Source organism: Lacrimispora amygdalina, from assembly GCF_900205965.1.
GTDB classification, from domain to species: domain Bacteria; phylum Bacillota; class Clostridia; order Lachnospirales; family Lachnospiraceae; genus Lacrimispora; species Lacrimispora amygdalina_A.
The window spans coordinates 93,115-107,035 of sequence record NZ_OAOF01000011.1 but is presented as its reverse complement, the minus strand read 5'-3'; the positions used below and the strand labels follow the sequence as shown (position 1 = coordinate 107,035).

The 13,921-nt window shown below is 43.7% G+C and carries 13 protein-coding genes; 1 reads left to right on the top strand and 12 read right to left on the bottom strand.

Features of this window, described 5'->3' with window-relative positions:
• Window positions 1-366: 366 nt before the first annotated feature.
• The 6 genes from treC to CRO04_RS15335 form a co-directional block, all read right to left on the bottom strand.
• A complete protein-coding gene (gene treC, locus CRO04_RS15360; RefSeq protein WP_097005141.1) occupies window positions 367-2,019 on the bottom strand; it encodes an alpha,alpha-phosphotrehalase in 1,653 nt (550 codons plus the stop codon).
• On the bottom strand, window positions 2,020-3,429 hold the full coding sequence (gene treP, locus CRO04_RS15355; protein WP_097005140.1) for a PTS system trehalose-specific EIIBC component: 1,410 nt from the start codon (window positions 3,427-3,429) through the stop codon (window positions 2,020-2,022).
• A 138-nt stretch (window positions 3,430-3,567) separates the two neighbouring features.
• Window positions 3,568-4,281, bottom strand: a complete 714-nt coding sequence (gene treR / locus CRO04_RS15350; protein ID WP_097005139.1) for a trehalose operon repressor — start codon at window positions 4,279-4,281, stop codon at window positions 3,568-3,570.
• A 312-nt stretch (window positions 4,282-4,593) separates the two neighbouring features.
• Window positions 4,594-5,103 carry a DUF6106 family protein gene (locus CRO04_RS15345; protein WP_097005138.1) on the bottom strand — a complete coding sequence of 170 codons (510 nt, stop codon included), beginning with the start codon at window positions 5,101-5,103 and terminating at the stop codon, window positions 4,594-4,596.
• A gap of 51 nt (window positions 5,104-5,154) precedes the next feature.
• Window positions 5,155-6,774 (bottom strand): chaperonin GroEL, encoded by a 1,620-nt coding sequence (gene groL / locus CRO04_RS15340; protein WP_097005137.1) that lies wholly within the window; start codon window positions 6,772-6,774, stop codon window positions 5,155-5,157.
• An 86-nt stretch (window positions 6,775-6,860) separates the two neighbouring features.
• Window positions 6,861-7,151 carry a co-chaperone GroES gene (locus tag CRO04_RS15335; RefSeq protein WP_097005136.1) on the bottom strand — a complete coding sequence of 97 codons (291 nt, stop codon included), beginning with the start codon at window positions 7,149-7,151 and terminating at the stop codon, window positions 6,861-6,863.
• A 265-nt stretch (window positions 7,152-7,416) separates the two neighbouring features.
• Between CRO04_RS15335 and CRO04_RS15330 the strand changes: the two genes are divergently transcribed.
• On the top strand, window positions 7,417-7,953 hold the full coding sequence (locus CRO04_RS15330) for a hypothetical protein (RefSeq protein ID WP_242974514.1): 537 nt from the start codon (window positions 7,417-7,419) through the stop codon (window positions 7,951-7,953).
• Between the two features lie 72 nt (window positions 7,954-8,025).
• On the opposite strand, the gene bioB is transcribed toward CRO04_RS15330, so the two are convergent.
• From bioB to rhaB, 6 genes are all read right to left on the bottom strand, one after another.
• Window positions 8,026-8,982, bottom strand: coding sequence for a biotin synthase BioB (gene bioB, locus CRO04_RS15325; RefSeq protein ID WP_242974512.1), 957 nt, complete (start codon window positions 8,980-8,982; stop codon window positions 8,026-8,028).
• A gap of 24 nt (window positions 8,983-9,006) precedes the next feature.
• Window positions 9,007-9,549: a biotin transporter BioY gene (locus tag CRO04_RS15320; protein ID WP_097005134.1), complete on the bottom strand. Its 543-nt coding sequence runs from the start codon at window positions 9,547-9,549 to the stop codon at window positions 9,007-9,009.
• A gap of 114 nt (window positions 9,550-9,663) precedes the next feature.
• Window positions 9,664-10,491, bottom strand: a complete 828-nt coding sequence (gene rhaD, locus CRO04_RS15315; RefSeq protein WP_097005133.1) for a rhamnulose-1-phosphate aldolase — start codon at window positions 10,489-10,491, stop codon at window positions 9,664-9,666.
• Between the two features lie 12 nt (window positions 10,492-10,503).
• A complete protein-coding gene (locus CRO04_RS15310; RefSeq protein WP_097005132.1) occupies window positions 10,504-11,754 on the bottom strand; it encodes an L-rhamnose isomerase in 1,251 nt (416 codons plus the stop codon).
• A gap of 22 nt (window positions 11,755-11,776) precedes the next feature.
• Window positions 11,777-12,091 (bottom strand): L-rhamnose mutarotase, encoded by a 315-nt coding sequence (gene rhaM / locus CRO04_RS15305; RefSeq protein ID WP_097005131.1) that lies wholly within the window; start codon window positions 12,089-12,091, stop codon window positions 11,777-11,779.
• A gap of 26 nt (window positions 12,092-12,117) precedes the next feature.
• Window positions 12,118-13,548, bottom strand: coding sequence for a rhamnulokinase (gene rhaB, locus CRO04_RS15300; RefSeq protein WP_097005130.1), 1,431 nt, complete (start codon window positions 13,546-13,548; stop codon window positions 12,118-12,120).
• Between the last annotated feature and the right edge of the window lie 373 nt (window positions 13,549-13,921).

The window sequence follows — 13,921 nt, the reverse complement described above, 5'->3', positions numbered from 1 at the left end:
TAATTTTATACTTTTTAAAATAAACATTTTTGCTTATTAGTTAAATAGTTTAGCAAACTTTGCTTTGGTTGTCAACGGACATTTTTCCGTTTTTTTCCGTGCTCTGTGGACATTATAATGAACAATTCTAATAAATAATTACTTAACAGCATAAACCAAAATCCATAGGCAGGAAGAAGACTTTGAAACCCCCAACTGTGACCTGGGTTCTGGCACAAATAAAAGACCGACAAAAATTCACTTCTGCTGATTAGAAATGAATTCCGTTCGATCTTACCTGCATTACTACGTCTAAATGAATCACCAGAAGATAGAGTCCGGAGCCATCAAATTCCAGCTCCGGACCCAGAACCGGCGTCCACGGGATCAGCCTCTTTGGTACAGCATAACCGCTCCAAAGGGCTTAAGCGTCAACTTATTCCCGAAGATTTTTACACTTTCATAATTAGATAGCAGTACCTCCCAATCATCCAGGACCTCTTTTTGCTTCACCATCTGCTCCTGCCCGGTAAAGTTGGCAAATACCAGCAGCTTTTCTTCATTTAAGACCCTTTTATAGGACATGATTCCCTGATTATCCACAATAACCGGTTCATAGCTCCCATCACTGATAACATCATACTGCTTTCTCATTTCCACCAGCTTCTGATAATAAGCAAAGATGGAATCAGGATCGGCAAGGCTCTCTTTCACATTGATTTCTCTGCAGTTTTCGTTGACAATCAGCCATGGCGTTCCGGAAGTAAATCCACCATTTTCCTCTCCGTCCCACTGCATGGGGGTCCTGCCATTATCCCTGGACCGTTCTTTAAGTATCCGGTAGATATCCTCTTCCTTGTGCCCCTGTTCCTTTAAAATATCAAAATAGTGCAGGCTCTCGACATCCCGGTACTGGGAAATATCCGTAAAATTGGCATTTGTCATGCCGATCTCCTCTCCCTGGTAGATAAAGGGCGTTCCCCTCATCCCGTGAATCACCGTAGCCAGCATCTTGGCTGACTGCTTCCTAAAGATTCCGTCGTCGCCGAACCGGGATACCGCTCTTGGCTGATCGTGGTTGCACCAGAACACTGCATTCCACCCGTTTCCCCCGGCAATGCCCTCCTGCCATGTGTGAAAGATCTTTTTCAGCCGCCCAAAGTCATAGGGCATTAAGGACCATTTATCCCCGTTCTTATAATCCACTTTCAGGTGATGGAAATTAAAGCACATCTTCAGCTGCTTTTCTTCCGGGTTTGTATAATGAATGCAATGGTCAATGGTGGTGGAAGACATCTCCCCTACTGTGATCACATCCTCTGCATCAAGCCCTGTATCCTCTACAAGTTCCCTTAGAAACTCATGAATACGTGGACCGTCCGTGTAAAAACGGCGGCCATCTCCCTCTTCGTCGTCTTCAAAGACAGTTGGCTTGGAAACCAGATTGATAACATCGAACCGGAAGCCCCTGATTCCCTTCTCTTTCCAGAAACGGAGGACATTTTTTATTTCTTCCCGCACGCTTTGGTTCTCCCAGTTTAAATCCGCCTGGGTGACATCAAATAAGTGCAGATAATACTTTCCCAGCTCTTCCACGTATTCCCATGCATTTCCGCCAAACTTGGACTGCCAGTTAGTCGGCGGATTTCCCTCCGTGCCATCCTTAAAGAAATAGTAATCCTGATATTTCTTCTCGCCGGCAAGAGCCCTCAAAAACCACTCATGTCTCGTAGAAGTATGATTGAATACCATATCAAGCATGAGACTCATACCCCGGTCTTTTGCTTTGGAGATTAACCGTTCCAAATCCTCCATGGTTCCGAATAAAGGATCAATCCGGCAGTAATCTTCGATATCATAGCCGTTATCATTTTGAGGTGATAAGAAAAATGGAGTCAGCCAGAGGTAATCCACACCCAGCAGTTTTAAATAATCCAGCTTTTCGATAATTCCCTTTAAATCCCCGGTCCCGTTTCCGTCTGTATCCATAAACGATTTGGGATAAATCTGATACACACATGATTTCTTAAAATTCTGCATTTACCGGATTCCTTTCTTTTTACCGACAGTGACAGTCAGTCCAAAGGGTACAGCAATGGCAATCAGCATGCAAAGGGCGAAAATCCCCATATACTGAGGCTGTATGGACAGGATTCCTGGAATGCCGCCAACTCCGATTGAATTAGCCATAACGTTCATTCCAACGGATACGGTTGCAGCAATGGCGGAACCGATCATAGCGGAAAGGAAGGGAAAGCCTCTCTTTAAGTTCACGCCGAACATGGCCGGTTCTGTCACCCCCAAATAGCAGGAGATGCAGGCTGGAATGGAAATCTGCTTTGACTCCTCATCTTTTTTCTGTAAATAGATCATGCCAAGTACTGCAGAGCCCTGCGCAATGTTGGATAAAGCAATCATTGGCCACAGCATGGTTCCGCCAAACTCCGCCATGAGCTGGAGATCTATGGCATTTGTCATGTGGTGAAGTCCCGTGATGACAAGGGGCGCATATACGAAGCCGAATAAGGTGGCAAACAGCCAGCGGAAGCTGGAAGTAAGCCCTGCATAAACCACTTTTGATATGGCGGAGCCAATGGCCCAGCCGATGGGTCCTACCACCGCGTGGGCGGCGATGACTGCCAGAAGCAGAGAACAGAAAGGAACAACAATCATGGAAACTGCCTGAGGAGTGATCTTCTTAAAGAACCTCTCCAGATAAACCAGCACAAACCCTGCTAATATTGCCGGAATGACCTGAGCCTGATAACCGATCATCCTCATTTTTACAAAGCCGAAATCCCAAACCGGAATTTCTACACCCGGCGCCATGGCATAGGCGTTCAAAAGCTGGGGAGATACCAAGGTCAGACCGAGTACAATTCCCAGGATCTGGGTGGTTCCCATCTTTCTCGTCACAGACCATGTGATACCCACCGGAAGGAAATGGAAGATAGCCTCGCCTAAGAGCCAGAGGAAGCTGTATACGCCGGACCAGAACTGGGAAACGGCCACCAGAGTCTCTGTCCCGTCATTCATGAATTTAATTTCACCGATTACATTGCGAAAGCCCAGGATCAGACCACCTACGATAATGGCCGGAATCAGGGGAGCAAATATTTCCGCTATATCTGCTACTATTCTCTGCAGCGCGTTCATGTTGCCCTTTGCTTCCTTTTTCACTTCGTCCTTTGATACGCCTTCAATTCCTGAAATCGCTGCAAATTCATTGTAAAAAGTCTGTACGTCGTTTCCAATAATGACCTGAAACTGTCCAGCCTGTGTGAATGTGCCCTTGACACTTTTCAGTGCTTCAATCTTTACAGCATCAGCCTTTGATGGATCTGACAGCACAAAACGCATTCTGGTCATACAGTGGGTTACGGCCCCTATATTTTCCTTTCCTCCGACGAGGTCCAAAAGCTGCCTGGAATCATTTTCATATTTCCCCATATCCATACTCCTTTTCAATATGTTTTAAATTGGTTGCAACTTATATGTTATAATTGTATTCTCACTATAACATGTACGTATACCTTTGTCAACATATATGAAAAATACTTTCTCCCTGCCATCGGACAGAGGCTCTTCTTACAGCTTCCTCCGGGCGAAATCTACGAATTTGAACTTATCCGGCCTGTGACGGGATTCGGTGAACTGAAACAGTGTGGAATCCTCCAGGTAAGTATAACTCTTCACCACCACGGTCATGTTGTAGCTTCCCATATCCAGCAGACGGTAATCCTCATCTGTAGCCATGTGGATCGTAATTTCCTTCATGGCAAATCCGATTTTAAGCCCAAGTTCCTTTTCCAGATATTCGTAAACAGAATCCTGTGCTGCCCTAAGAGGCAGATTTTCAACCACCCTCCGTGTAAAATAATCCTTGTCAATTATGATCTTCTCGCCCTCGATCTCCCTGACCCTCTCCAGCACAAAAGCCTCGTCGTCCGGTCCGATCTGCAGGGCCGCCATCAGCTTTGTATCTCCCTTAACGATTTCTAAATTTTCCACAATGGTTTTTGGTCTGGAAGCAGAATAACGGTAGATTTCCTTAAAGCTTGCAATTTCCGACACAGGAAAATTGAACTTGTTCTTGTCCAGGACCTCCGCTGCCTTTCCTCTGGCTTTTTGGATATAACCGTCCTGAACCAGAAGTTCCAGAGCCTTTCGCACCGTATCCCTGGAAGCACCGTAAGTCTCCATCAGCTCTCCCTCCGCCGGAAGCTTATCTCCCGGCTCATATTCCCGCCTGTCAATCTTATCCAGAAGCAGCTTATAAAGATGCCTGTATTTACTTTCCATAATACTTTAACCTCCATTTTATCGGGTTTATTTTTATATTTCTGATAAGTTTGATTTTATTGTAACATATACGTATATGTCAGTCAAATAAAACAAATAGTCCTAAACTTAGCCGACCAGTCATCGCTACTTTCAGGATTGATTCTTACGGCGGCGATTTCGTTACCTTCCATATTCTAAGACGGTTGGAAACTCGGGAAATGGGATAGAGGGATTAAAAAATGTCATCTATGCCCCACTTCTGATAGATATTCAGAGGTGCAAGTAAAAAAAGAATCAGGCGGTCTGAAGAAAACCGTCTGATTCCTGTTATTATAATTGAGTAACTACTTTACGCGGAGCTGTCATCTTCATACAGTGAAGCAGTTTGTCATTTGGTTCAAAAATGATTTTAGTCCTCTCTGAACCGGAGTGGCTGATCAGTGTATAAGTTTTAGCTCCCGGGATACGGGAAGAAAAATCCAGTACTTTCATGTTGCCTGTTTCGTGATCTTTTGCTTCTGTAGAACCGGTGGGTGCTACAATCTGGATTTCCTCCATCGATCCTTCCCAGGCTTTCTTACGCTTGCTTTTGCCGTAAATTCTGTCTATGGACAATGTATTTGTCACAAACAGATACTCATATTCCACCTCACTGTTGCGGAATACAACGTAGGTAGCGGCTCCGGCAGCGAACAATATGATCACACCAAATATCCCGAAAACCGGAGAGATGGATAAGAAGAATGCGATCACACATAATATCCCCATCACGATTTTCAGTAACATGGTATAAGCCGGAGACTTCCTCTTTACAAGCCATTCTGCATACATTTCATTCATAATAATACTGGATCCTTTCTCATACCCGCAGGATGTCTCTTCTGTATAATCTTACATCATATCCATTCCGCCCGGAGCCGGAACTGCAGGAGTCTTTTCCTTAATATTAGCAACTACGGACTCAGTTGTCAATAAGGTAGATGCAACACTGGTAGCATTCTGAAGTGCACTTCTTGTCACCTTAGTGGGATCTAAGATACCGGCATCAACCATGTCAACGTAAGCTTCTTTGTATGCATCAAAGCCTGTGCCTACTTTTGATTCTTTTACTTTATTGATGATAACGCTGCCTTCCAGACCTGCATTGGCAACAATGTGGTATAACGGAGATTCCAGAGCTTTTAAGATAATCTTTCCGCCTGTCTTCTCATCACCTTCCAGTTTGCTTACAAGTCCTTCAATTTCAGTAATTGCGTGGATATAAGCAGAACCACCGCCTGCAATCACGCCTTCCTCTACTGCTGCTCTGGCTGCAGATAACGCATCTTCCATACGAAGCTTAGCTTCCTTCATCTCAGTCTCAGTTGCAGCACCTACACGGATTACTGCTACGCCTCCGGATAATTTAGCAAGTCTTTCCTGTAATTTTTCTTTATCGAAATCAGAAGTAGTTTCTTCGATCTGGCTCTTAATCTGACCGATTCTTGCATCAATAGCAGCTTTGTCACCAGAACCGTCAACAATAACCGTATTCTCTTTCTGGATCTTCACTGATTTCGCACGGCCTAACTGATCAAGAGTCGCGCTCTTTAATTCATAGCCCAGTTCTTCAGAAATTACAGTACCGCCAGTTAAAACTGCGATATCCTGTAACATCTCTTTTCTTCTGTCGCCATAGCCAGGAGCTTTCACGCCAACTACGTTAAAGGTTCCTCTTAATTTGTTAACAATGAGAGTTGTTAATGCTTCGCCTTCAATATCTTCTGCGATAATAAGAAGTCTTGCACCGGACTGAACAACCTGCTCTAATATTGGAAGAATCTCCTGAATGCTGGAAATCTTCTTGTCAGTGATAAGAATATATGGATCGTCAAGGTTTGCTTCCATCTTCTCCATATCAGTGCACATGTAAGCGGAAACATATCCTCTGTCAAACTGCATACCTTCTACAAGGTCCAGCTCGGTCTTCATGGTCTTGGACTCTTCAATGGTGATAACGCCGTTGTTGGATACCTTCTCCATAGCGTCGGCCACCATTTCGCCCACTTCATCATCTGCTGCAGAGATTGCTGCAACTCTTGCGATGGATGCTTTTCCTTTAATCGGCTCGCTCATCTTTGCGATGGCTTCAACAGCAGCCTCTGTTGCCTTCTTCATACCCTTTCTTAAAACAATGGGGTTCGCTCCGGCTGCCAGGTTCTTCATACCTTCATTAATCATAGCCTGAGCCAGTACAGTTGCAGTTGTGGTACCGTCACCAGCAACATCATTAGTCTTAGTTGCAACTTCTTTAACCAGCTGTGCGCCCATATTCTCAAAAGCATCTTCCAGTTCGATCTCTTTTGCAATGGTAACACCATCGTTGGTAATTAACGGTGCTCCAAATGATTTATCAAGTACAACGTTTCTTCCTTTCGGACCTAATGTTACACGAACGGTATCTGCTAACTGATTCACTCCTGATTCAAGTGCTTTTCTGGCTTCTACGCCATATTTAATCTGCTTTGCCATGATTCATTCCTCCAGTTTAATCTTTATTTTGTGATCTTATATAAGGAAATCACACCTTTTTATCAAAATCCGCTGTTATACGTTACTTATTCAATTACTGCCAGAATATCACTCTGCTTAACAATCACATACTTCTCATCGTCTTCTCCGGTTTCAATCTCTGTTCCTGAATATTTGGAGAAGATTACTTTATCGCCTGTCTTAACCTGCATGGAAACTTCCTTACCGTCTACAAGACCACCAGGTCCTACTGCGATGACTTCCGCCTGCTGCGGCTTTTCTTTTGCCTGACCCGGCAGAACAATACCGGACTTTGTTGTCTCCTCTGCAACCAACGGTTTTAACACAACTTTGTCAAATAATGGTACTAATTTCATTGCAATTCCTCCTCATAACTTTCTTATTATTTCTTTCTTATGGCCTTTAGAAAGAAGTTATTTTTTATTCACATAATATGTTATATCACTCATTATTAGCACTGTCAATAGTTGAGTGCTAACTTTATATTTTTTTTACAAATTTACCATAATTAAACGGATTGCGCCGTTACTTACATAGTTTATAGAAATTTTCTTATTATATACCTTTATTTTTTGCTGGGATCGTATTACAATAGGTAGGAGAATGAAAGGAGTGTTTGAAATGGCAAAAAGAGGTAATGGTTTTGGGAAATTCGTGGCACTTGCCACTATCGCCGGTGCTGTTGCCGCCGGCATCTCTTATTTTACAAAATACAAATCCTTCCACAAGGAGCTGGAAGAAAACTTCCATGATTTCGAAGATGACGGGAATGATGACATTTCCAAAATTGACAGTACGATGAACCGCAGCTACGTTTCCCTGCACGCGAATAAAGATGAACTGAAGACAGCAGCCTCTGATATTGCAGACGCAGCAAAAGACGCAGCGAATGCGGCGAAAAACATGATGAAGGATGCAGCTTCTATCGTTAGTGATACAGCCAGGGAAGCAGCTTCTGCAGTGGCTGATACAGCCAAGGATATGTTTGATTCTACAATGGAAAAGGAAAATACCGAAGAAGATTCTGACATCACAGAAGACGGCGGTCTGGATTATTCCGCTTCTGAATCAGGACAACCAGCTTGCGATGCTGCACCTGAAACCACCACTGGATCTTCTGATGATACCACTACAATTGTGGAGGAAGAATTGCAATAAATTTTCTGCATTATGCAGGCAAAGGAGTATATCTTGAGAACGACCCGGGAATATACTCCTTTTTTTATTTCATTAAGATTCAATACAATATTCAAACCCGGCTTCCTGAATCATTTTTATAGTGCTGTCTATGCTCTCTCCGCCTGCGGTAAGATAACCGGAGGCAAATACAGAATCAACAGCATAAAACATCCATTTCTCCTTTCCTTTTAGATACAGTTCCCTTCCCGCTGCACACCGGATATCTGATTTAGGGTTTAAAAGTCTGGCAAGGCAAAGAACTTTTAAACAGTACTCAGAAGTAAGAACAGAAGTACTCTGATTCTCCAGTGCTGTACCTTTAATGGGGATCAGGAAATTAACCGGAACTGCTTTTGGACTTATCGCCTGAATCTCAAACAACATGTCCACTACATCTTCCGGACTCTCTCCAAGTCCTACGATTCCGCCGCAGCACAGTTCAAATCCCATCTCTTTGAGCATCTTAATATTAGCGATCCGCTGCTCATAGGTATGGGTTGTACAGATGTTGGGATAATAATTTCTGCCTGTATTCAAGTTGTGGTTGATTCTGTCCACACCCGCTTCCTTTAAGACTTGTGCCTGCTCTCTGGTGAGGAAACCAATGGAACAGCAGACAGGAGTGTCTGTCTCCTTTTTAAGTCTTCTGATCTCTTCTGCAAATGCATGAATCTCTTCATCAGAAAAACGGATTCCGCTCAGACCAATGCAGTGGCGTGCCAGTTTCTTGTCTTTTACCAGGTAACCGTCTTTTACAAGCTTGTCATAATTAATCATCTGATACGTATCAATATCTGCCTTAGACTGACCGGACTGGGCGCAATAGGCACAGTTCTGGGAACAGTTTCCGCTGCGGGCATTGGTCAGAAGATGAATATCCACCATGTTCCCTTTATGCTTTTTTCTCAGCATGTATGCTGCTTCAAGAAGCTTTGGCAGTTCTTCATCCGGCATGAGGAGAATGGAGCGTGCATCCTCTTTTGAAAGATTATTATATGTATCCGTCATCGCAGACCTCCTTTTTATCATGACTTACCACTGCCGCATTCTCTGAACCAACGAATATAACCGGCGCACTAAAACAACGACGAGGCATGTCTTTAATAAATCCCCGGGAAGAAACGGAATCACACAAAGTCCAAGTGCAGCAGAGAACGAGGTATGGGTAATAAAGGTAAACCAAATGGTACCAAATACGTAGGTAACCAGAAAACCCGACAATATGGATACCACCAATGACTGAACGGTCCGTTTTCCAAATCGCTCCAGGATCCAGCCGGTCAGGTAAGCAGATACGATATAGCCGATAATATAGCCTCCTGTCGGACCGGCAATCCAGGCCAGTCCGCTATGAAATCCGGAAAAAACCGGAAGCCCCGCCGCTCCCAGCAGTACGAAAATAAGCTGACTGAGCGCACCCAGTCCTGATCCCAGCAAACCGGCAGCTAAAAAGGTGGAGATATGAGCCAGATTAACAGGAACAGGTCCGATGGGTATGGATATCTGAGACAGAATAGCGGTAAGGGCTGCGAATAATGCACATAATGTTAACTCTTTTGTTTTTAATTGTTTCATGAAAAATCCCCCTGTATTATGATGTTATTTTTCATCATTATACAAAGGGATTTCAGTATTGTCAACCTTTCTTTTCAATGTGGTTAACAATTAGTTTTACGATATGAAACGTTCCTATTTTTCGTAAAGAAATTCTTCCGGCAGAGTAACTTTAAAATCTCTCGCAAGATCTCTGAAATTATCCGGAGTGATTGTCTGCAGCTTATCCGGACGGATAGATAAAACCTTTACCAGAATCTCCGCAGATTTTTCAACCGTATGCATTAACCCGAAGGTTAAGTCAAAGTCTTCACCGGAAGCAAAGAGTCCATGATGAGCCCATACTGCAACGTCATATTTTTTCATCAGTTCACTGGTTGCAACTGCAATATCACGTCCGCCTGGTACCATCCAGCCGACAACTCCTACTCCGCCAGGGAAAACCACCGGACATTCCGTAGCCATCTCCCACAATTCACGTGTAAACACACCATCCTCTAAGGGGAGTACAAACGTTAATGCAATGACATTGGCCGGATGTGCATGGTAAATCACACGATGAAGTCCGCCGGTTGCATTCTTCTTCACTTCATGATTCATTAAATGGGAGGGCAGCTCACTTGTGGGGCGTCCGCCGTTTACCAGTCCCCAGCAGATTCTGTAATTTTCTCCAGCTTCGTCAAGCTCTATGATACAGGTGTTGGCAGCTGGATCCAATATTACATTACGAAAATATTTTCCGCTTCCTGTTACCATAAAATATTCTCCTGCCAGATCCTTTACTGTAGTTCCGATTGGCTGCCAGGGAGTATTACTGTTTAATTCTTCTTTTACAGACTCCACTTCTTCCGGCTTGATACGGTAGCTTAAATTTCCTCCGTTTCTCTCATGCCAGTTCTGCTTAAAACCATCGTCACACATACGGATAAAGCCTTTTACAAATTCTGCATCTAATATCTTCATGTTTTTTCTCCTCTATTTACGGTTTGCCAGTACTTCTTTTTCATAAGCAGTTATCTGAGGAAACCAGTCTTCTTTTGCAGGTACTCCGTTTAACTCACAGAAATAATTCCATACATCGCCCATGGGGTAAAGCTTTAACTCTTCCTGAAGCATCATAAGCTCTGTAAAGTTACGGGATTTCTGTAATGCAGCCAGTTTCTCATTAGGAAGCAGAAGGGCATTTAAAAGAGCTTTCTGCATGTTTCTCATTCCAACTACCCAGGCGCTTAAACGGTTAATGCTGGCATCAAAGAAATCCAGAGCCAAAAGGACGCGGTCTGCTCCGCCCCGCACAATCTCTTTTGCAATCTCTTTCGTCTCATCGTCAAACAATACCACATGATCACTGTCCCAGCGAACCGGTCTGGTTACATGAAGTGCCACTTTATCAAAAAATAACAGCATGGAAGAGATCTTATCGGAAACCACTTCTGTCGGATGATAATGTCCGCTGTCCAGGAGACAGAGAATATCGTTCTTTGATGCGTAATTCATGTAGAATTCATGAGATCCCACCGTACAGCTTTCCATTCCGATGCCAAATACCTTGGATTCTACTGCAACATATACCTTAGACTTATCGTAATCCATGGAAAGGATCTGGTCAAGGGAATCCTTTAACCTTGCTCTTGGTGAGGTGCGGTCAGCGGGAATATCCTTAAACCCATCCGGTATCCAGATATTCATGGTGCAGGGAGTATTTAATTCTTCGGCAAAATACTGGGAAATGCGGATGCAGGCCTGTACATGGCGGATCCAGAATGCCCTTATCTGTGGATCTTCACTGGATAAGGTTGCAGACTCTGCCTTCGGGTGTGAGAATAAGGTAGGGTTAAAATCGATTCCAATCCCCCGTTCCTTTGCGAATTCCACCCATTTTGCAAAATGCTTCGGCTCCAGCTGATCACGGTCAACCCATTCTCCCTTTTCAAAAATTCCGTAGCTTGCATGAAGGTTTATTCTGTGTTTTCCAGGAATCAGGCTAAGCGCCTTGTCCATGTCCTCCATCAGTTCTTTGGGACCTCGTGCCCGTCCGGGATAATTCCCGGTAGTCTGGATTCCGCCTGATAATGCTCCTGCTCCGTCAAATCCGGTAACATCATCCCCCTGCCAGCAGTGCATGGAAACAGGAATCTGTTTCAGTGCAAGAAGTGCCTGGTCCGTATCAACACCCAACGATTTATAGCTTTCCTTTGCCGCTTCATATCTTTCTTTGATTGTCATGGTTTTATCTCCCTTTCTTTTCTCAGTCTAAATGAAATACCGGTTTTAACCCGTCTGAAACAGGGCTGTTATCCGGATTGGTTTTCATAATATCCGCCATATAGTCCCACCATTTCCGGTTGATCGGTGTATCTGCGGATCTGGCCCATTTCTCCTCATCCTCTATTTCAATATACCCATAAAGCACGTTAGTTTCTTCATCTAAAAATATGGAATAATTATGGCCGCCGTATTCATGAATCATCTCTTTCATTTCCGGCCAAAGCAGATTATGGCGGATTTCATATTCTTCAGCCATTCCTTCATTCAGATACATCTTAAATGATTTTCTGATCATAGTTTTCTTCTCCTTTACAAAGCCGGTCACTCTGGTTTATATTCTTTCACAGCAAATGACTGGTAAACGGATTCTCTTGCTTCTTTTAAATCCTTAAATTCCCCATAAGCAATCATCTGTGCCAGCAGATTCCCGATTGCTGTTGCTTCTCCCGGTCCGGCAAAAACAGTCTTACCCGTTTGTTTTGCAGTCAATTCATTTAAGTAGGCTGCATTGGAACCACCGCCGACTACGTGAAGGTTTGTGTATGTTTTTCCTGTAATGGATTCCAGTTCTGCTGCCGTTTCTTTATAGCATACTGCAAGACTGTTATAAATCACAGCAGCAATCTCTCCGGCACTTTCAGGAACAGGCATGTCTTTGCTTCTGCAAAAATCTGCAACTGCATCTATCATACTTTCCGGTGCCAGAAAACTGCTGTCATTGCAGTCAACCAGAGAGGGAATCGTCTCCTTTGATGCCAGTTCACACAACTCTCCAAAGGAATAGGTTTCACCCCTCCCGGCAAGTTCTTTCTTCACCGACTGAATCATCCAAAGCCCCATGATATTCTTTAAATACCGGTAACGGTAATCGTATCCGCCTTCGTTGGTAAAATTGGCCTTCATGCTTTCTTTCGAACAGTCCGCAGCCAGAAGTTCGGTTCCCATCAAAGACCATGTACCTGAACTGATATAGAGAATATCCTCCTGAGAATCTTCCTTTTCCGGAACTTTAGGAACAGCCATAACTGCAGAACCGGTATCATGAGTAGCCGGTAACACAACCGTGCAGGAAAATCCTACCTCTTTTGCAATTTCATCTGTAAACTGCCCAACTCTGGTTCCAGGCATGGACAGAGGAACAAACAGCTTTTCCGGATAGGAAAGCATACGGATCAGTTCATAATCCCAGTTCTCTGTCACAGGGCTGACCAGCTGGGTGGTGGTAGCATTGGTATATTCCTGTTTTTTTACTCCTGTTAAAAGAAAGTTAAAATAGTCGGGAATCATTAGAAAAGTTTTGGCTCTCTCCATCAGCTCCGGTTCCTTCTCCTTAACTGCCATAAGCTGATAAATTGTATTAAAAATCTGTTTCTGGATTCCGGTTCGTTTATATAAATCATTCTGGGAAATAATTTTATATACTGCTTCATCCATTCCTGATGTTCTGTCATCCCGGTATCCTGCTGCCCTTCCAAGTATGCGGTCTTTCTCATCAAGAAGAACAAAATCCACTGCCCAGGTATCAATTCCCATACTGACCGGTATCTTCCCCAGTTTTGTGCACTGCTTCAGTCCTTCTTTTATTTCCGCAAACAAGGATTCTGCATCCCAGGATAAATGTCCCTTTTCCTGCTTCATGCCATTTTCAAAACGATAAATCTCCTCCAGAACAATCCTGCCTTCCTTTACCGTTCCAATTATATGACGGCCGCTGGAGGCGCCAATGTCTACCGCAAGATAATAGTTTTCCATCACACCACACTCCTTTCCTTGTTCTCGCCCACGCCCTTTGGGCATAAAGGGATACCCGCAGGGTGTTTCATTATTCTCGCCCACGCTCTCTGGGCATAAAGGGATACCCGCAGGGTGTTTCATTATTATTGCCCACGCTCTCTGGGCATAAAGGGATACCCGCAGGGTGTTTCTTCCTTTATCATATCGGATATTTAAATAAAAAATAAGGTCGCCGTTTAATTAAAACTGCGTCCTTATTTGCATTATAGGCATTGTAACACCAGTATGAATCATAAAATTGTACTGTACGTATCGGGCAATAGCTGAAACTCGAGAATGAAGAGAACAGGAAAATAGCAACAGACCTCTTGATTCTAAATTGCAGATATGC